The 17,879-nt window shown below is 57.7% G+C and carries 17 protein-coding genes; 14 read left to right on the forward strand and 3 right to left on the reverse strand.

Going from position 1 to position 17,879, the window contains the following annotated elements; genetic code table 11:
* The first annotated feature begins 207 nt into the window (after window positions 1-207).
* The 5 genes from C1N58_RS15260 to C1N58_RS15280 all read left to right on the forward strand — a co-directional run bounded on the left by C1N58_RS15260 (window position 208) and on the right by C1N58_RS15280 (window position 5,489).
* Window positions 208-699 carry a DUF2501 domain-containing protein gene (locus tag C1N58_RS15260; protein WP_394551017.1) on the forward strand — a complete coding sequence of 164 codons (492 nt, stop codon included), beginning with the start codon at window positions 208-210 and terminating at the stop codon, window positions 697-699.
* A 181-nt stretch (window positions 700-880) separates the two neighbouring features.
* On the forward strand, window positions 881-1,516 hold the full coding sequence (locus C1N58_RS15265; RefSeq protein WP_006121820.1) for a hypothetical protein: 636 nt from the start codon (window positions 881-883) through the stop codon (window positions 1,514-1,516).
* A 12-nt stretch (window positions 1,517-1,528) separates the two neighbouring features.
* Window positions 1,529-2,197 (forward strand): MarC family NAAT transporter, encoded by a 669-nt coding sequence (locus C1N58_RS15270; protein ID WP_054634575.1) that lies wholly within the window; start codon window positions 1,529-1,531, stop codon window positions 2,195-2,197.
* A 129-nt stretch (window positions 2,198-2,326) separates the two neighbouring features.
* Window positions 2,327-3,895, forward strand: a complete 1,569-nt coding sequence (locus C1N58_RS15275) for an ABC transporter substrate-binding protein (protein WP_394551020.1) — start codon at window positions 2,327-2,329, stop codon at window positions 3,893-3,895.
* Between the two features lie 91 nt (window positions 3,896-3,986).
* Window positions 3,987-5,489: a helicase HerA-like C-terminal domain-containing protein gene (locus C1N58_RS15280; protein ID WP_394564308.1), complete on the forward strand. Its 1,503-nt coding sequence runs from the start codon at window positions 3,987-3,989 to the stop codon at window positions 5,487-5,489.
* 32 nt (window positions 5,490-5,521) lie between these two features.
* On the opposite strand, the gene C1N58_RS15285 is transcribed toward C1N58_RS15280, so the two are convergent.
* Window positions 5,522-6,016, reverse strand: a complete 495-nt coding sequence (locus tag C1N58_RS15285; RefSeq protein ID WP_006121814.1) for a hypothetical protein — start codon at window positions 6,014-6,016, stop codon at window positions 5,522-5,524.
* 248 nt (window positions 6,017-6,264) lie between these two features.
* On the opposite strand from C1N58_RS15285, the gene C1N58_RS15290 reads away from it, so the two are divergent.
* Window positions 6,265-7,554 (forward strand): DUF445 domain-containing protein, encoded by a 1,290-nt coding sequence (locus C1N58_RS15290; protein ID WP_205952555.1) that lies wholly within the window; start codon window positions 6,265-6,267, stop codon window positions 7,552-7,554.
* Between the two features lie 623 nt (window positions 7,555-8,177).
* Here C1N58_RS15290 and C1N58_RS15295 read toward each other — a convergent pair.
* The gene (locus tag C1N58_RS15295) at window positions 8,178-9,023 is read right to left on the reverse strand and encodes a BtpA/SgcQ family protein (protein WP_205953989.1); all 846 of its coding nucleotides are present in this window, start codon (window positions 9,021-9,023) and stop codon (window positions 8,178-8,180) included.
* A 29-nt stretch (window positions 9,024-9,052) separates the two neighbouring features.
* Between C1N58_RS15295 and C1N58_RS15300 the strand changes: the two genes are divergently transcribed.
* Window positions 9,053-9,934, forward strand: coding sequence for a PfkB family carbohydrate kinase (locus C1N58_RS15300; protein WP_394564309.1), 882 nt, complete (start codon window positions 9,053-9,055; stop codon window positions 9,932-9,934).
* On the opposite strand, the gene C1N58_RS15305 is transcribed toward C1N58_RS15300, so the two are convergent.
* The gene (locus C1N58_RS15305) at window positions 9,927-10,877 is read right to left on the reverse strand and encodes an ABC transporter substrate-binding protein (RefSeq protein WP_394564892.1); all 951 of its coding nucleotides are present in this window, start codon (window positions 10,875-10,877) and stop codon (window positions 9,927-9,929) included. The genes C1N58_RS15300 and C1N58_RS15305 overlap by 8 nt on opposite strands.
* Window positions 10,878-11,201: 324 nt before the next feature.
* Here C1N58_RS15305 and C1N58_RS15310 point away from each other — a divergent pair, with 324 nt between their 5' ends.
* From C1N58_RS15310 to C1N58_RS15340, 7 genes are all read left to right on the forward strand, one after another.
* Window positions 11,202-12,224: a LacI family DNA-binding transcriptional regulator gene (locus C1N58_RS15310; RefSeq protein WP_054688220.1), complete on the forward strand. Its 1,023-nt coding sequence runs from the start codon at window positions 11,202-11,204 to the stop codon at window positions 12,222-12,224.
* Window positions 12,225-12,600: 376 nt separating this feature from the next.
* Entirely contained in the window at window positions 12,601-13,347 is a 747-nt protein-coding gene (locus C1N58_RS15315) for an ATP-binding cassette domain-containing protein (RefSeq protein ID WP_161784123.1), read from the forward strand.
* A 22-nt stretch (window positions 13,348-13,369) separates the two neighbouring features.
* The gene (locus C1N58_RS15320) at window positions 13,370-14,371 is read left to right on the forward strand and encodes an ABC transporter permease (RefSeq protein ID WP_161784121.1); all 1,002 of its coding nucleotides are present in this window, start codon (window positions 13,370-13,372) and stop codon (window positions 14,369-14,371) included.
* Between the two features lie 3 nt (window positions 14,372-14,374).
* A complete protein-coding gene (locus C1N58_RS15325) occupies window positions 14,375-15,454 on the forward strand; it encodes a phosphotriesterase family protein (protein ID WP_394564310.1) in 1,080 nt (359 codons plus the stop codon).
* Window positions 15,455-15,466: 12 nt separating this feature from the next.
* Window positions 15,467-16,222: a glutamine amidotransferase gene (locus C1N58_RS15330; protein WP_033739233.1), complete on the forward strand. Its 756-nt coding sequence runs from the start codon at window positions 15,467-15,469 to the stop codon at window positions 16,220-16,222.
* A complete protein-coding gene (locus C1N58_RS15335) occupies window positions 16,222-17,331 on the forward strand; it encodes a M20 family metallopeptidase (RefSeq protein ID WP_394550906.1) in 1,110 nt (369 codons plus the stop codon). Before C1N58_RS15330 ends, C1N58_RS15335 begins: the two co-directional genes overlap by 1 nt.
* 211 nt (window positions 17,332-17,542) lie before the next feature.
* Window positions 17,543-17,875, forward strand: a complete 333-nt coding sequence (locus C1N58_RS15340) for an SH3 domain-containing protein (RefSeq protein ID WP_241492924.1) — start codon at window positions 17,543-17,545, stop codon at window positions 17,873-17,875.
* Window positions 17,876-17,879 lie beyond the last annotated feature (4 nt).

Below are 17,879 nucleotides of genomic sequence, written 5' to 3' on the forward strand. Positions count from 1 at the left end.
GGCGATTATACCGTTACGTGCCCGGCGCGCAACTCTATTCCGCTGTGATGTGCGCTAAGCGGCGAAAAAACACACGGAACCCGGTAAACCGGCCCTGCGCCGCCCCCAGAATCCTCCCAAACCGCCTTCCCCTCACCTTTCCGTCGGAACTTTCTCATCCGCACCGCCTCTTAGCAACATGAAGCACAAAACCCAACCGAGGTCGAAATGAAAAAGCGCCATATCGCCTGCGCCCTGGCAGCCCTGCTGCTGGCGGGCAATGCGTCAGCCGCAAGCTGGCAGGATCAACTGAGCAGTGCCGCCAACCAGCTCAGCCAGCAAAACAACGGTACAGCAGGTCAGCAGAACGGCGGGCTGTCGATGTCCTCCATTACCAGCCTGCTGAACAGCAACGACAAAGCCATGAGCGCCAACAGTATGACCAATGCCGCCGGCGTGATGCAGTACTGCGTGGAGCACAACGTGGTGAAAAACAACGTGCAGTCGGTAAAAGACCAGGTGCTGAGCAAACTGGGCCTGAACACCACGGCGGCACAGGCGCAGAAACCGGATTACACCCAGGGCGTAGCCGGGCTGCTGAACACCGGCAATGGCCAGCAACTGAACCTGCAAAGCCTCAGCAACTCGCCGATGGGCGAGAAGCTCAAAACCAAAGCCTGCGATGTGGTGCTGAAGCAGGGTAAAAACTTTATCTCCTGACCGTCGCCTGCCAGCCCCGCGCTGGCAGGTTTTTCGCCCTTCTCTTCCGCCTGTTTACCGCCTGTCAGTCCCACGCCCGCTGTCTGTATCATCTTGTATCGCAACACGTTAAGTCATAAGTTTTCCTTCCTAATGCGTTGAGCGTTATAGTGATGTTTTGGATTTGAACAGGACGGCACGCATGAAAGGTATCAACATCGCAATTTACTTTGATCCAGACCTGATCACAGCCTGCGTAAATGCGTCAGAAGGGAGCTATGTAAACAAAAAGTTCGAGTACGACGACGGCGTGATCGAAGAGATCTACCAGTGGCTCGAAGAGTACGATCCCAACCGCACGCATATCTGCCTGATTGAAAACGAAAGCGCTGAGCTGCTGGCCGACGAACTGGTGGATAACGGTTATCACGTCCATCAGGTCACCATCCACCAGCTGCTGACCTGGTTCGCCGCCGAACCACCTAAGTCCCCGGATGGCACGCCGATGCGCCTGATGCTGCGCTACATGGCCGAAGAGCATCCGCGCGAATATGAATCCCGCACGCCTCAAACTGAAGCGTTGATGGAAATGTTCGATGAGCTGGATGCGCTGGAGATGGTGGAAGACAATGAAGACGAAGACAACCTGCCCGCCGACCTGCTGCGCAGCATGAAGAAGCACAAAATCAGCGCCAGCGATGCGGCACAGCGCCTGATCCCGGACGTGAACGAACGCATCCGCGAGCACCTGATGCAGTACCCGGAGCTGATGACGCCGGAAATCCTGCAAGACTTCTTCCCGGAGCTGCTGGAAGCGCTGGAACGGCCTAAACACTAAGCGGAATAAGGCATGCTGGAGTTAATCAAAGCTGTCGGGTTGGGACTGGTGGTAATCCTGCCGCTCGCCAACCCGCTCACCACTGTGGCGCTGTTTTTGGGCCTGGCCGGTGAGATGAATTTTCGTGAGCGCAACCGTCAGGCCCTGCAGGCGAGCATCTATGTGTTCGCTATCATGATGGTGGCCTGGTACGCGGGCAGCGCGGTGCTGCACACGTTCGGCATCTCCATTCCGGGGCTGCGCATCGCGGGCGGACTGATCGTGGCATTTATAGGTTTTCGGATGCTGTTTCCGGCGAAGCCGGTGGGCCATTCGGTCGAAGCCAAACACAAGCACGATGAGCTGGAAACCGCGCAGGAGCCGGTGAACATCGCCTTTGTGCCGCTGGCGATGCCCAGCACCGCCGGGCCGGGGACGATAGCGATGATCATCTCCTCGGCGTCTACCGTGCGCAGCGGGGTGGATTTTCCGGCCTGGGTCATTAACGTCGCGCCGGTGCTGACGTTCCTGGTGGTGAGCGTGATTTTATGGATTTCCCTGCGCAGTTCAGGGGCGATCATGCGCCTGGTGGGCAAAGGCGGCATCGAGGCGATCTCGCGTCTGATGGGCTTTCTGCTGGTGTGCATGGGCGTGCAGTTCATTATTAACGGCGTGCTGGAAGTGATTCACACCTTCCACTGACGATCTGAGCCGCCCTTAACGGGCGGCTTATCAGCTAAGACGAAACTGGCAAAGCTCAGAACAAACCGGCATTTTGACCTGCTCTGGCGCGGGTTACAGTAGGGTTATCAATCATTAAGGATAACCGCCATGCGCAAACCGCTGCTCCTGCTTACCGCCCTTGCTCTCTCCTCAGCCGCCCAAGCGGCAACGCCGAAAGATACGTTCGTGGTCGCCGTGCCGCTGGACGGCATTATCAGCTTTGACCCGGCGGAAAGCTTTGAAACCGTCAGCAACAGCAGCCTGCGCAACATCTACCAGACGTTACTGGAGCCGGACCATCAGGATCCGCAGAAGCTGTCCCCGCTGGCGGCGCTGCGCTGGCAGCCGGGTAAAACCCCAAACAGTCTGGTGTTTGACCTGAATCCGCAGGCGCGTTTTGCCAGCGGTAACCCGTTGACGGCGAAGGACGTGGTGTTCTCCTTTACCCGCGCGGTGAAGCTGAACAAAGCGCCCTCATTTATCCTGAGTGAATTTGGCTGGACACCGGAGAACATCGACCAGCAGTTCACCGTCATCAACGATCATCAGCTGGAACTGCGCTGGCCGGCACAAATCGGGCAGGATCTGGCCCTGCGCCTGTTGACCGCGCCGGTCTCCTCCATTGTCGACAGCAAGCTGGCGCAGTCGCATGCCGCCAGTAATGACTACGGCAACAGCTGGCTGAAAACCCACTCGGCGGGCAGCGCGGCCTATGCGATCAAACAGTTCGTGCCCCTGCAGGCGCTGGTGCTGGAGGTCAATCCCAACAGCACCCAGAAAGCGCACCTGAAACGGGTGCTGCTGAAAGGCGTGGCCGATCCGGGCACCCGTCGGCTGTTGATCCAGCAGGGCGATGTGGATGCGGCCTACCAGTTGGGGCCGGATCAGCTGGCCTCGCTGAAAAGCGATCCTGACGTGCACATCGCGGCCTTTCCCTCCAGCCTGATCTACTACCTGGGCTTTAACACCAAAAGCACGCAGCAGCCTGCGCTGGGTAATCCGGCCTTATGGCAGGCAGCGCGCTGGCTGGTGGACTACGACAGCCTGGCGAATCAGCTGCTGAAGGGGCAATATCGTGTGCACCAGAGCTTCCTGCCGCAGGGCTTTGACGGCGCGCTGGAGACCAAACCGTTCCACTACGATGTCGAGAAGGCCAAAGCGATTTTAGCCAAAGGCGGCATTAAGCCCGGCGCGCATATCGCGCTGTCGGTGGTGAATCAGCCGCCGTATATCGATATTGCCCAGGCGCTGCAGTCGAGCTTTGCCAAGGCGGACGTGAATCTGGATATCCAGCCGGTGGCGGAATCCGAGCTGTGGAGCAAGATGCGCAGCCGTCAGTTCGAATCCATCTTCACCTACTGGGGCGCGGACTATATCGACCCGAACACTAACGCCAGTACCTTCGCCTATAACGTGCCAAACGGCAGCAAAACGCTGGCCTGGCGCGTGGGCTGGGATATTCCAGAGCTGAGCGCCCTGACCCGCAAAGCCGCCGGAGAAAGCGATGCCGCGAAGCGCCGGGCCGATTACGTCTCGCTGCAACAGCAGCTTCAGCAGAACTCGCCTTACGTGGTGATGCTGCAGGGCGAGGTACAGGTCGCGCTGCGCAAGAACGTAACGCATGCGCAACAGGGCATTGGCGTGACGCTGCTGAATTTTGAAGAGGTGCAAAAGTAAATTTCCGGGCGGCAGCACGCAAACTTTACTGACGGCTGCCGCTCCGCTGGCTATGCTTGACGCATGACTGACTATTTGTGAGTACTGCGCTATGACCGATCCCCTGCTTATCGCCCAAACCCCTGACGTTCAGCTGCATTTGCTGCCGCAGATGGCAAACCGCCACGGTCTGATCACCGGTGCGACCGGCACGGGAAAAACCGTGACGCTGCAAAAGCTGGCGGAATCCTTTTCGTCGATTGGCGTGCCGGTATTTATGGCGGATGTGAAAGGCGATCTGACCGGTGTGGCGATGGCAGGCCAGAGCAGCGAGAAGCTGCAGGCGCGACTGGCCAGCATCGGCGTGACCGACTGGCAACCGCAGCGCAATCCGGTGGTGCTGTGGGACATTTTTGCGGATAAAGGCCATCCGGTGCGCGCGACCGTGTCGGATCTGGGCCCGCTGATGCTGGCACGGCTGCTGAACCTGAACGAGGTACAGAGCGGCGTGCTGCAGATCATCTTCCGCATCGCCGACGATCAGGGCCTGCTGCTGCTGGATTTTAAAGACCTGCGCGCCATGACGCAGTACATCGGCGATAACGCGAAAAGCTTTCAGACGCAGTACGGCAATATCAACAGCGCCTCGGTGGGTGCGATCCAGCGCGGGCTGCTGGCGCTGGAAGAACAAGGCGCGGAGCACTTCTTTGGCGAGCCGATGCTGGAAATTAGCGACTGGATGCGCGTCGACAGCGACGGCAAGGGCATCATTAACATCCTGTCGGCCGAGAAGCTGTATCAAATGCCAAAGCTATATGCGACCAGCCTGCTGTGGATGCTGTCAGAACTGTATGAATACCTGCCGGAAGCGGGCGATCTGGACAAACCGAAGCTGGTGTTCTTCTTTGACGAGGCGCACCTGCTGTTTAACGATGCGCCGCCGGTGCTGCTGGAGAAGATTGAGCAGGTGATCCGCCTGATCCGATCCAAAGGCGTAGGGATCTGGTTCGTGACGCAGAATCCGGCGGACATTCCGGATACGGTGCTGGGCCAGTTAGGCAACCGGGTGCAGCATGCGCTGCGCGCTTTTACGCCGCGCGATCAGAAAGCGGTAAAAACCGCCGCCGAAACCCTGCGCGCCAATCCGGCCTTTACGACCGCAGAGGCGATCCAGGCGCTGGGCACCGGCGAAGCGCTGATCTCCTTTCTGGATGCCAAAGGCAGCCCGTCGGTGGTGGAACGGGCGATGGTGATCGCTCCCGGCTCACGCATGGGGCCGGTGAACACGGACGAGCGCAACGGACTGATCAACCATTCTCCGCTGTCGGGCAAATACGACACGGAAATCGATCGGGAATCGGCTTACGAACGTCTGCAACAGGGCGTGCAGGCCGCGAGTGACAAGGCCAATGCGCCCGAAGCCAAAGGCAATGCCGTGGCCGTCGATGACGGTATTCTGGGGGGATTAAAAGACATCCTGTTTGGCAGCACCGGTCCGCGTGGCGGCAAGCGGGATGGCGTGGTGCAAACCATGGCAAAAAGCGCGGGACGACAGATTACTAACCAGATTATTCGCGGCGTGCTGGGCAGCCTGTTTGGCGGTCGCCGTCGCTAAAGGTTGGTGGCAGCCTGGCTGCCACCTTAACGCTACTTGTGTTTCCAGCTGGTAGACACCGGGTTGGTGACGGTGTTCTTTTCCTGCGTGTAGGTGCCGTTCTGCTGGGCAATCGCCTCGCCGGTATCGACAATCGCGTTCTGGATAAACACGTTCTGCTTATCGCCGCGCACAAAGGTCAGCTGATGGAAGGCGGTCTTGTTACCCCAGTCGGTGGACGGCAGCGAGATAAAGCGCACCGTGAAGGTCTCATCATCGAACTTGCCCTGCATCACGTACACGCCGTAATGGTTTTCCCCCTGCGAGATGATTTTATAGGTGCCGTTGTCGTAGTAATAAATTTCGGCATCGGGGAAGGGTTTTTTGTCGTACATTTTACGGTAATGCAGGACCTGCTTAATGGTGGGCTTTCCGAAGCTGACGGTCAGATTTTTTCCATCGGCAGAGGTGGTCAGCCCTTCTGCGTGCGCGCCGATGCCACTCATTAACATCAACAGACTTGCGGTTGCCGTTGCGATTGCTTTCACGTGAATTCTCCTGGTCTGGTTCCATGGATAGGGTGCGTCAACGTACGGAGACTGCTCCCGAAATGTACACTGCTGTAACTGTTTATAAGAGTGGTAATTTTTAATGTTATTAGTTTTTAGGAACAGTCTGATCAGCACATCGCCCGACATGTTAAGACAGAGCGGTTTAGTACCAGACTTAACTGCGCTTTTCGGCCTGCATCGGGCAACGTTGACTTACTCAGCAGGCAAGCTGCTAAGATCAGGATATGGATAAACAACGCGAATTAAAACGGACCAAACGCCTGGCGCTCTCGCTGCTGCTGCTGGCCGCCATCACTTTTGTTGTCACGCTGTTTCTGCCGCCCAACTTCTACGTCAGCGGTATCAAAGCCATTGCCGAAGCCGCGATGGTCGGGGCGCTGGCCGACTGGTTTGCGGTGGTGGCGCTGTTTCGCCGCGTGCCGGTGCCGTTTATTGCCCGTCATACGGCCATCATTCCGCGCAATAAAAATCGCATCGGTGAGAATCTGGGCCGCTTTGTGCAGGAAAAATTTCTGGATACCGATTCGCTGCTGAATCTGATCCGCCGCCACGATCCGTCGCAGATGCTGGCAAGCTGGCTGAGCGTGCCGGACAACGCCGATCGGGTCGGTCGTCATCTGTTGCAGGTGATGCGCGGCTTTCTCGATCTGACGGATGACGCACGCATCCAGCACTTTATGCGCCGGGCGGTGCACAAGGCGATCGACAAGGTGGATCTCAGCCAGACCGGTGCGCTGATGCTGGAAAGCCTGACCAAAAATAACCGCCATCAGGAGCTGCTGGATGCCGCGGTCGATCAGCTGCTGCGGCTGCTGGATAAACCCAGTACCCGGGAATTTATTGCTAACCAGCTGGTGCGCTGGCTGAAGCGCGAGCATCCCATCAAGGCCAAAATGTTACCGACCGAGTGGCTGGGCGAGCACAGCGCAGAACTGGTGGCGAATGCGGTGGATTCGCTGCTGGATGATGTGGCGCTGGATCAGGGCCATGAACTGCGGCTGGGCTTTAACCGCGCGGTAGATCGCCTGATTGAGAAGCTGAAAAACGATCCGGAAATGGCGGAACGCGCCGAGGTGATTAAAGGCTGGCTGAAAGACGATCCTACGCTGAACCGCTATATCGGCGAGCTGTGGGGCGATCTGCGCGACTGGCTGAAAGCGGATCTCAACAGCGAGGCGTCAAAAGTGCAGGACAAGGTCCGTCAGGCGGCGCTGTGGCTGGGCGAAACCCTGGCCGCTGATGAAGGGCTGCGCAGCTCGATGAATCAGCATCTGGAAGACGCCGCCCGCAGCGTCGCGCCGGAGTTCGCAGCGTTCCTGACGCGCCATATCAGCGACACGGTGAAAAGCTGGGATGCGCGCGATATGTCGCAGCAGATCGAGCTGAATATCGGTAAGGATCTGCAGTTTATCCGCATCAACGGCACGCTGGTAGGCGGCACCATCGGGCTGGTGCTGTATTTGCTGTCGCAGATTCCGGCGCTGCTGCCGGTGGTGAAAGGCTGGCTGGCCTGATTTAACACTGCCCTGTTCTGCTTAATTCAACGACATGATTAAAGGGAGGTAAACATCACCTCCCTTAGGTGCGGCCTGAACGTGATTTACCTGAAGGACTTCACGATAATTTCAAGCAGTTGCAGTAGTGCAACCATGAGCTTCAGAAATACGCGGGCGATTTCTATCCATCTCATACGCTGGCTCCTGTGGTCAGGAGCACTTACAGCCTGCGTACCTTTCCGCTGCCTGTAACAGGCTGATTAGGTTGATAATGCATGATGTGCCCCTGGAGGTTAAGGCACTGACGGCACCACCCGTTGCAGCCAGGACTTGTCAGTCATGAAACGCATCTTTCACAGCACGGTGCGGCCTCAGAGCACATCAACATCAACCTGGAAAAGCATAACAAAAACACTGTATAAATAAACAGAAAAATACAATGATTGCGAGCGAAGCCTCAAACCAATCCAGTCAGAGCGTACAATAAAGCATCACCTGCTTGCACCATGCCGGATTAATTCGTATAGTTCAAAACGTTGATAATGCATGATGTGCACCGCACGCAATCGTGCTGACGTAAACAAAAAACCTCGCCTCACCCGCGGGGTTTTTTGTTGTCTGCGCCAGAGAATAAACGGCGGTTATGCCTGATCCAGCGCCGCCTGCGCCACGGCCATAAACTGTTTTACCCTGTCCCGATCCACATCATTCCACCAGACGCCGTCCACCTTGAGCGCACTGGCCACAATCACGCCCTGGGTGCGCCCCAGAATCTGGCAGACATTGGCGGGCGTGACGCCCGAACCCACCAGCAGCGGTAAGGCGGTGGCGGCGCGGATCTCGTCGATTTCGTCCAGCGTGGCGCTGTCGCCGGTACGCTGTCCGGTGGCGATAACCGCGTCGGCTTCAAAGAAATCAACGTCGCGGGTCAGTTCCTGAATGGAGCGGTCGGCGACTATCGCATGGCTGCCGTGTTTAACGTGGCTGTCGGCAAACACCCGAATATGTTCGGCACGTAGCTGGCTGCGGTAGCGCAGCGCTTTGGCGGCGGCCCCTTCAATAAAGCCTTCGTTGGCGATGTAGGCATTCGCCCACTGGTTGACGCGGATAAAATCCGCCCCGCCCGCCAGCGCGGTGGCAAAGGCAGGCAGCGCGGCATTCGCCAGCACGTTAATACCCAGCGGTACGCCAAAACGTTCGCGCACTTTTTCCGTAATTACCGCCATTAATGCCGGCGTTTCCGGGCCAATATCCTCGGGTTTTGAAAAGGGAATATCGCCATGGTTTTCCACGATCAGGCCGTGAACACCGCCGAGAATATAGTTTTCGGCATCGCGTAAGGCGCGCTCAATGATCGCGCTGACGGATTTGCCGCGATATTTTGGCGAGCCCGGAAACGGGTCACAGTGAATCACGCCAATAACGGCTTTGGGGCGGGAAAATATCGCTTGTATTGCGTCATTTTTTTCTGCTGATATAGCAACCATCGCGTCTTTATCCTGTTCAGGAAAACACTATGCGTGTTTATGTGGCTGGTAATATTACTGTCGATGAAACCTGGTCTGTCACGGATATTCCGGCTAAGGGCGCCTCTGTGCATGGTTATCACCGTTCGCAGGATATCGGCGGTAAAGGTGCGAATCAGGCGATCGTATTATCCCGCTGCGGCATTGAGACGGTTTTACTTGCCGCGACCGGTCATGACAGTAAAGGAAACTGGATCCGTCAGCAGCTTATAAACGAGCCGGTGACGTTACTGCCTGCACAGCCTGTTGCGGCCCTGAGCGATACTTCACTTATTTTAAACAGCGCCGACGGCGATAACGCCATTATTACCAGTACAGCGGCGGCTGAGGCGCTGGATATCGCGACGCTCAGTCACCATCTTACCGGCGCGCGTCCGGGCGATCTGCTGGTTCAGCAGGGTAATTTCTCGCCCGGGAAAACCCACGCGCTGTTCAGCCTGGCGAAATCCCTTGGTCTGATCACCGTCTTTAACCCCTCGCCGGTGCACGCCGGTTTTCGCGCGTGCTGGCCGCAGGTGGATATCGCGGTAGTGAATCAGCATGAAGCCCAACAGTTAGCGCCCGGCGCCGTTAAAACGTTAGTGGTTACTCACGGCAGCGCCGGGGCCTGGCTGATTCAGGGCGAGCAGCGGACGTTTTGCCCGGCGCAGGTCGCCAGTGCCGTGGATACCACCGGTGCAGGCGATACCTTTCTTGCCGTGATGCTGGCATCCGCACTCCTCCGTGGGGGCGAGATTGATAAGTTAGCACTTACTCATGCCAGTAAGGCTGCCGCGCTGACCGTCAGTCGGCATGGCACACGTCAGGCCTTTCCCACCGCAGAGGAGCTCGCCGCGCTGCTCCAGGCAGGCGGCGAGTCAGCGGTTATTTAAACATCGCGCGATAGCTGTCCACGTTAGCTTTGGTCACTACTGTGGCCGGCACCAGAATGGTTTTCGACACGGTTTTGCCTGCGGTAATCGCGTTCAGAGCCTTCACCGCCTCTTCACCCATCTTTTTCGGGTCCTGTTGCAGGACAGCCGTGACATACCCGCCATCAATGCCGCTGATAGCTTTAGAGGTCAGATCCCAGCCAAAGACTTTGATGTCTTTCTGGCGGCCCTGGTTTTCCACCGCCGCAATCGCGCCCAGCAGGGCCGGTTCGCCGGTCGCGTAGATGGCGGTTAAATCCGGGTTGCCGGTGATCAGGTTTTCTGCCGCCGTCATCGCCGTATCCTGCACGTTCTGGCCATCAACCACATCCGTGACGGTGATGCCTGGATGACTTTTAATGGTTTCTTCAAACCCTTTTTGACGCTGGTTCTGCACGGCTGAGTTCAGCGCGCCCACAATGCCCAGTCGCGCTTTGCCGCCCATATTTTTCGCCACGTAGTCGACAAAATATTTACCAATAATTTTGCCGCCTTCCAGGTTATCCACGCCCACCTGTGCCGCCTGTGGGCCCGCCGGTAATACCGCATCAATCGCAATGACCGGTATTTTGGCGGCGGCCGCTTCTTTAATAGCAGGCATAATGCCGTTGACGTCAATCGCGTCCACCATAATGCCCTTCACGCCCTGCTGAATATAATTTTCGATCGCGTCGTTTTGCGATACGGGATTATCGTTGGCGTTAAAGATTACTAAATTTTTACCGCTGGCTTTCGCGGCTTCCTGTGCGCCCTGATTCATCTGATTAAAAAACAGGGCCTGCTGATTAATCTGAACCAGCGCATACGTCGTGGCGGCGTGCGCCAGTGAAAATAACGAACCCGCAGACAGTAAGCCGGTAGCCAGCGCAACCACGCGCAGTTTTCTGGTGTTAAATGCCATCATCATAAAATTCCTCGTCGGGAATGTGCGATAACCAGTCGATCTCCGCATCGTAATGCAGAGGGATTATTGTTGGCGGGCAAATATCGTCTGAATGGCTGATTCAGCCAGGACCTGAATAACCGACTTTCTGTTCGCCGTCCATTATGGTGAACTTGTGAAAGGGATTAATCGGGTTTGGGAGTGACTCCCGGGTCATGCGGTAAACTGTCTCTACCATTCGCTTCCGGCAAAATTTTGTCAAGCGATTATTTTATCGTCAGCGGTCAGGGAAAACACTGTATTCGCTGCGCGTAACTGTGTTACTGATAGCCGATTCCGGGCAAGATGGCAGAAGATATGAGTAAAAAACGGGTGTTGTTATCCGACGTCGCAGCGCTGGCCGGGCTGTCAAAAGCGACCGTATCCCGCTATATGAATCAAAGCATTATGCTGCCGCAGGAAACCATCGACCGGATTGAAGCAGCGATTCGTCAACTGGATTATCGCGGTAACAGCCTGGCACGCCGTCTGAGCAAGGGCGGCAGCGAAACCTTAGGGCTGGTCTTGCCCGATATTACCAACCCCTTCTTTGCCGAACTGGCCGATGCCGCCGAAGAAGCCGCCTCGGCACACGGCTACAGCCTGGTGCTGTGCCTCACCCGCAACCATCCTGACAAAGAGAGCCAGTTTATTCGCTGGCTGGATACCTGCCAGGTGGATGGCCTGCTGTTTACCACTAACCATCCTGATAACGGCCTGTTACGCAAAGAAATTAACCGCCACCAGCGCATCGTACTGCTGGATGAAGACATTCCCGGCAGCATGGTGCCCAAGGTCTTTGCCGATAACGTACAGGGCGGCCGGATTGCCACCGAAAACCTGATCGCCGCCGGTCACCGCCATATCGCCTTTGTCGGCGGGCCGGATGAGCTGATGAGTGTGCGCGAACGCTATCAGGGCTTTTGCACCGCGATGACGCAGGCGGGCCTGCACGTGCCGCCCGAATGGGTGATGTACGGCGAATACCAGCGTGAATTCGGTGAGCAGGCGCTGGAACGGCTGTTCAGCTGCGATGAGCGCCCTACCGCTGTCTTTGCCGCCAGTGATTATCTGGTGCTAGGACTGCTGGATGGCCTGCGCGCACGCGGACTCACAGCCCCTGAGGCGCTGTCGCTGGTGGGCTTTGATGACGCGACCTATGCCGACTTTACCCAACCGCGCATTTCTACCATCCGCCAGCCCGCGCGGGAACTGGGCCGCACGGCGGTTCACATCATGTTGCGCATTCTGAATGACGACCTCGCCGTGCCCGCCGAAACCCGCCTGCCGGTGGAATGGGTGGCGCGCGATTCAATACAAATGTGTTAACAACGTCCCAAAATGGCGCAAAAGCGCACAATTTTAGCGCAAATAACGCGCTTTTTAATTTCACAGCGTTATAGTGAGTAAACCGGTTTACCTGAAATTAACATTTAAATGTTTTGCATTACAAAAGGTTAGACCGTGAATGTCGCGCCTGTTCCCAGGCTGGCACGGAAGCTGCAATGTCGTACCCGGCAAACAAATATCGTTGTAGCGCGTTGTTCTGTATGTAATGACAAAGGGTTTATCTTGCAGGTAAACCGGTTTACAAGGGCGTAAACCGTGCCGGATAACCTCTTTTTACCCACAGAACAACTTTCCCGTTAGCGGTGATGGGAGTGATCACATGCAGCAAATACAACCTGCCCCGGCACGGGTAGAAATGGTGAATATTACCAAGACTTACGGCGCGATACGGTCCCTGCGCGGCGTCAATCTGCAACTGGCCCCGGGCGAAGTGCTGGGCCTGGTGGGCGATAACGGCGCGGGTAAATCCACGCTGACCAAAGTGCTGTCTGGCGCAGTCGTGCCCACCAGCGGCACGATTCGTATCGATGGTGAAGACCAGCATTTCAGTAACCCGGCGGATTCCCGCCGCTGCCATATCGAGATGGTGTATCAGGACCTGTCGCTGTGCGACACCGTCGATGTGGCGGGCAACCTGTTTATGGGACGTGAGCCGATGAAGTCAATTCTCGGCATTCCGTTTCTGGACGAAGAAAAAATGCACGCTGACGCGCGGGAAATGCTGAAAGGCCTGGGCATTTCAATCCCCGACACGCGCTTACTGGTGCGCAATCTCTCCGGCGGTCAGCGCCAGGCGATTGCCATTGCGCGCGCCGCCGCCTTCGATCCCAAAGTGCTGATTATGGATGAACCCACCGCCGCGCTGGCCGTCGCCGAAGTCGAGGCGGTGCTGGAGTTGATCCGTCGGGTCTCGGCGCGTGGCGTGAGCGTCATCCTGATCACCCATCGCTTACAGGATCTGTTCCTGGTGTGCGATCGCATCATGGTGATGTACGAGGGCACCAACGTAGCGGAGCGCCGCGTGGCCGACACGGATCTGACCGAGATCGTCAATTTGATCGTGGGTGAGAAGTTTGTCGCCCGCTCGGCCGCCGCGCACTGAGCGAGGTAACAGGATGACTATTATGAATCTGAGCAGTTCCCGTATGGCGCAACACTCGTTGCCACGCCGCCTGCTGCACAACCACTCTGGCGTGGTGAGCATCGCGCTGTTTTTTGTGTTCTGCTGCGTGGTGTTCTCCCTGATCACCGGCAACTTTCTCAGCAGTGCTAACTGGCTGAATATCATTCGCCAGAGCGCGCCGCTGCTGATCGTCGCCACGGCGATGACGCTGGTGATCACCACGGGCGGCATCGATCTTTCCGTAGGATCGACGCTGGCGCTGGTCGGCGCGTTGTCCGCTATCGCGCTGAATAACTGGGGCCTGCCCTGGCCGGTGGTGTTGCTGGGTGGCCTGCTGCTGGGCGCGCTGGTAGGAGCCATCAACGGCTTCTTTATCGCCTATGAAGGCATTCCGGCCTTTATCGTCACGCTGGCGACGCTGGCGGTGGTGCGCGGCGTGGCGCTGCTGATTACGCAGGGCTATTCCATTCCCATCCCTGCCGACAGCCCGTTCGCTTTTATGGGCCGCGCCTGGGTACTGGGCGTGCCGATGCCCGCGCTGATCGGCATCGTAGTGCTGATCGTCGGCCATATCGTGCTGAATCATATGCGCTTTGGTCGCTATGTCACGGCGATCGGCGCGAATGCGGAAGGCGCGCGCCGGAGCGGCATTAACACCAAAGCCGTGACCATGAAGGTTTACATCATCAGCGGCATGGCGGCGGCGCTGGCGGGCATGATCATCACCGCGCGTCTGGGCAGCGGCTCCTCCAACCAGGGCGAAGGCTTCGAGTTACAGGTTATCGCTGCGGTGGTGCTGGGCAGTACCAGCCTGTTCGGTGGTTTCGGTACCGTTATCGGCACGCTGCTCGGCGCGCTGTCGATTGCCATCATCCAGAACGGCCTGATTTTGTCGCATATCTCCCCGTTTTATACGCAGATCGCCACCGGTACGATTATTTTGCTGGCCATCTGGCTGAACACCCGCATTCTCAACCCGACGCGATCGGCGGCGAAAGGATAGCTGATGAAACATTCTATTTTTCGCCATCCCGATCCGCTGCCGCTGGGCATCAACAGCGGCTATGTGATGACCGTACTCGGTCCGCTGCCGGTGAATGAAATGGGCGTGACGCTGATGCACGAACATATTCTGCTGGATGCCTCCGGCAAGTGGGTGCCGCCCTGCTGCTGTGGCGATCGTCACCTGGCGGAAATGCCGGTCAGCATCGAAAACCTGGGCGAGCTGTCGCTTAACCCGCTGATCAGCCGCGATAACTGTCAGCTGTTTGATGTGGATTTGGCGATTGAAGAGCTGATGAAGTTTCGGGCACTGGGCGGCGAGACGGTGGTGGATCCCACCAATATCGGCATTGGCCGTGACCCGAAAGCGCTGCAGCGCATCGCGCGCCTGACCGGGCTGAACATCATTATGAGCACCGGGCTGTATCTGGAGCCATCTCATCCGGACTGGGTCAAAACGATCAGCATCGAAGCGCTCGCTGACAAGCTGATTTACGACCTGGGCGGCCGGGAAGAAAAACCCGAGGTGCTGGCCGGTTTGATCGGCGAAATCGGCGTCTCCAGCCGCTTTACTCCCAACGAGGAGAAATCCCTGCGGGCCGCGGGCCGCGCCAGTGCCGCGACACGGGTGCCGGTTGAGGTGCATCTGCCCGGCTGGGAGCGATTAGGCCATCGGGTGCTGGATATTCTGGAAGAAGAAGGCGCTGACCTGCGTCACGTGGTGCTGTGCCATATGAACCCCAGCTTTGCCGATAAGCGCTACCAGCGCGACCTGGCGCAGCGCGGGGTCTTTCTGGAATACGACATGATCGGCATGAGCTATTACTACGCCGATGAGTCCGCGCAGTCACCGTCCGATGAAGAGAATGCCCGCGCCATTCGCGAGCTGATCGATGACGGCTTTATCGAACAGATTTTGTTATCGCAGGACGTGTTCCTGAAAACCATGCTGACCCGCTACGGCGGTCATGGCTATGGCTACATCCTTAAACATTTTGTCCCGCGCCTGAAACGCCACGGCGTCAGCGGCGAACAACTTGAAACCTTACTGATTGCTAACCCACAGCGCGTTTTTGGTGGGTAAGGGAGAAGCGTAATGCAGAAGAAAATTTTACTGGTCGGGGAATCCTGGACCAGCACATCCGTTCACGTCAAAGGCTTCGATCAGTTTGCCACCGCGACCTGGCACAATGGCGCGACCGACTTTATGGCGGCGCTGGCCGACAGTGATTATGCCATTACCTACATGCCCGCCCATGCCGCCGCGACCGAGTTTCCGCTGACGCCTGCCGGGCTTCAGCAGTGGGACGCGATTATTCTGTCCGACATCGGCGCCAATACGTTGCTGCTGCACCCGGATACCTGGCTGAAGAGCCAGCGCACGGCAAACCGCCTGACGCTGATCCACGACTACGTGGCGGCGGGCGGCGCGCTGATGATGATTGGCGGCTATTTTAGTTTTCAGGGCATCAACGGCGGCGCGCGCTATCGCAACACGGCGGTCGAGAAGGTGCTGCCGGTGCGCTGCCTGGCCTGGGATGACCGCATCGAAACGCCCGAAGGGGCCTATCCCAGTGTGACCGAATCTCACGCGCTGTTTACCGATATGCCGGGCGACTGGCCATGGTTACTGGGCTATAACGAAGTGGAAATGCACCCGGAAGGTAAACTGCTGGCGACCATTGCCGGAACGTCACATCCGCTGCTGGCGGTGCGCGAATATCAGCAGGGCCGCTCGCTGGTCTGGACCAGCGATATGTCTGCCCACTGGCTGCCGCAGGAATTTGCTCAGTGGCCGGGTTATCGCCAGCTGTGGATCAACTGCCTGGACTGGTTAACGGTGCGCGGCTGATGAGCGAGAGCCAGACGCTGGCGCAGCAGCTGTTGCGCTTTGACACCATTAATCCGCCGGGCAACGAAGCAGCCTGCATGCATTTTCTGGCGGACTGGCTGGCGGAACGGGGCTTTGACGTCACCCTGTCCACCTTCGGCGAAAACCGCCTGAACCTGATTGCCAGCCTGCCTGGCCGCCAGCCCGGACCGCAACTGGGATTTACCGGCCATCTGGATACGGTTCCGCTCGGCAATGCCGACTGGCAGCACGATCCGTTCGGTGAAATCGTCGGGGATAAACTGTATGGGCGCGGTTCGAGTGATATGAAGGCCGCCGTTGCGGCCTTTGCCGTCGCCTGCGTTACGCACCAGCAGGCGATTCGACAGGGTTCCGGCGTGGTGATGTTGATTACCGGCGGCGAAGAAACAGGCTGCGATGGTGCGCGGGCGCTAATCGACAGCGCTGACCTGCCCGAAGTGGGCGCGTTGATCGTCGGCGAGCCCACCGCCAACTATCCGGTTATCGGCCATAAAGGCGCACTCTGGCTGCGCTGTGAAACCCGGGGCAAAACGGCCCACGGCGCGATGCCGGAGCTGGGTATCAATGCCATTTATCTGGCGGCGGACGCGCTGGGCAAAATTCAGCATTTCTCACCCGGCGCGCCGCATCCGCTGATGAAGCAGCCGACCCTCAACGTCGGCCGCATCGTGGGCGGTCTGAACATTAACTCCGTGCCCGATCGCACGCAGTTTGACGTGGATATCCGCAGCGCCCCCAATCTGCAGCACGCCACCATTCGTCAGCAGCTCACGACGTTACTGGGCGACAGCGTAACGGTGACCACGCTGGTGGATCTGCCCGCGGTGCTGAGCGAAGACAATCAGGCCTGGATTCAGTCGGTTTATCAGCACTGCCAGCCGTTACATGATGCCCCGCTGACACCGCGCATTGTGCCCTACTTCACCGATGCGTCCTTGCTGCTGCCCGCGCTGGGCAATCCGCCCTGTATTATCCTCGGCCCCGGCGAGCCGTCGATGGCGCACCAGACCGATGAATACTGTCTGCTGAGCCGGTTAGCGGAAGCGGAGGTGCTGTATGGTGCGTTGATTCACGACTGGATGACGTGATGAAGAGATGATGCATGCGCGGAGCGGTGTCAGCCCCGTTTTCCTGAGGCTTAATCTTTTCCTGCACGGCTGTTTTTTTCACTTCAAACCTTTCCGCCTTTACGCTGCGCCGACACGGTCTGATATGGACGTAAAAGCCATCAGGGATTTCCCCTCTATAATGATTGCGGTGTTTCAGGCCAGAGAGAACATGATGAGACGGCGAGCATGCGTGATAAAGCGTTATGTTTCTGCATATCCTGATCCCCTTTTCGTGGAGGCAGGCGACGTTGCGGTGGTCAGCCACTGTGATCTGGCATGGCGAGGCTGGCTGTGGATAATTTTGCCCGGTGGAAAAGCAGGCTGGGCACCTCAGCAATACTTTTCGCTACGTAGTCCAAATCAGGTTATCTGTCGGCAAACCTACAGTGCGCAGGAACTGACGGTTAGTCCTGGTGAGCGGGTGAGCGTAACGACATCGCTGAACGACTGGTACTGGGCTGAACGCGCATCGGGCGAGTGCGGCTGGGTGCCTGGAGAATGCATCAGGCTGTTGGATGACTGACCGA

This window comes from Pantoea sp. SGAir0180 (genome assembly GCF_043546245.1).

Excerpts from the sequence above, each read along its gene's own strand:
- C1N58_RS15265 (WP_006121820.1), top strand. The coding sequence starts at position 881 with ATGAAAGGTATCAACATCGCAATTTACTTTGATCCAGACCTGATCACA.
- C1N58_RS15310 (WP_054688220.1), top strand. The coding sequence starts at position 11,202 with ATGGCAGAAGATATGAGTAAAAAACGGGTGTTGTTATCCGACGTCGCA.
- C1N58_RS15300 (WP_394564309.1), top strand. The coding sequence starts at position 9,053 with ATGCGTGTTTATGTGGCTGGTAATATTACTGTCGATGAAACCTGGTCT.
- C1N58_RS15270 (WP_054634575.1), top strand. The coding sequence starts at position 1,529 with ATGCTGGAGTTAATCAAAGCTGTCGGGTTGGGACTGGTGGTAATCCTG.
- C1N58_RS15275 (WP_394551020.1), top strand. The coding sequence starts at position 2,327 with ATGCGCAAACCGCTGCTCCTGCTTACCGCCCTTGCTCTCTCCTCAGCC.
- C1N58_RS15260 (WP_394551017.1), top strand. The coding sequence starts at position 208 with ATGAAAAAGCGCCATATCGCCTGCGCCCTGGCAGCCCTGCTGCTGGCG.
- C1N58_RS15315 (WP_161784123.1), top strand. The coding sequence starts at position 12,601 with ATGGTGAATATTACCAAGACTTACGGCGCGATACGGTCCCTGCGCGGC.
- C1N58_RS15330 (WP_033739233.1), top strand. The coding sequence starts at position 15,467 with ATGCAGAAGAAAATTTTACTGGTCGGGGAATCCTGGACCAGCACATCC.
- C1N58_RS15320 (WP_161784121.1), top strand. The coding sequence starts at position 13,370 with ATGAATCTGAGCAGTTCCCGTATGGCGCAACACTCGTTGCCACGCCGC.
- C1N58_RS15305 (WP_394564892.1), bottom strand. The coding sequence starts at position 10,877 with ATGATGGCATTTAACACCAGAAAACTGCGCGTGGTTGCGCTGGCTACC.
- C1N58_RS15335 (WP_394550906.1), top strand. The coding sequence starts at position 16,222 with ATGAGCGAGAGCCAGACGCTGGCGCAGCAGCTGTTGCGCTTTGACACC.
- C1N58_RS15280 (WP_394564308.1), top strand. The coding sequence starts at position 3,987 with ATGACCGATCCCCTGCTTATCGCCCAAACCCCTGACGTTCAGCTGCAT.
- C1N58_RS15295 (WP_205953989.1), bottom strand. The coding sequence starts at position 9,023 with ATGGTTGCTATATCAGCAGAAAAAAATGACGCAATACAAGCGATATTT.
- C1N58_RS15325 (WP_394564310.1), top strand. The coding sequence starts at position 14,375 with ATGAAACATTCTATTTTTCGCCATCCCGATCCGCTGCCGCTGGGCATC.
- C1N58_RS15290 (WP_205952555.1), top strand. The coding sequence starts at position 6,265 with ATGGATAAACAACGCGAATTAAAACGGACCAAACGCCTGGCGCTCTCG.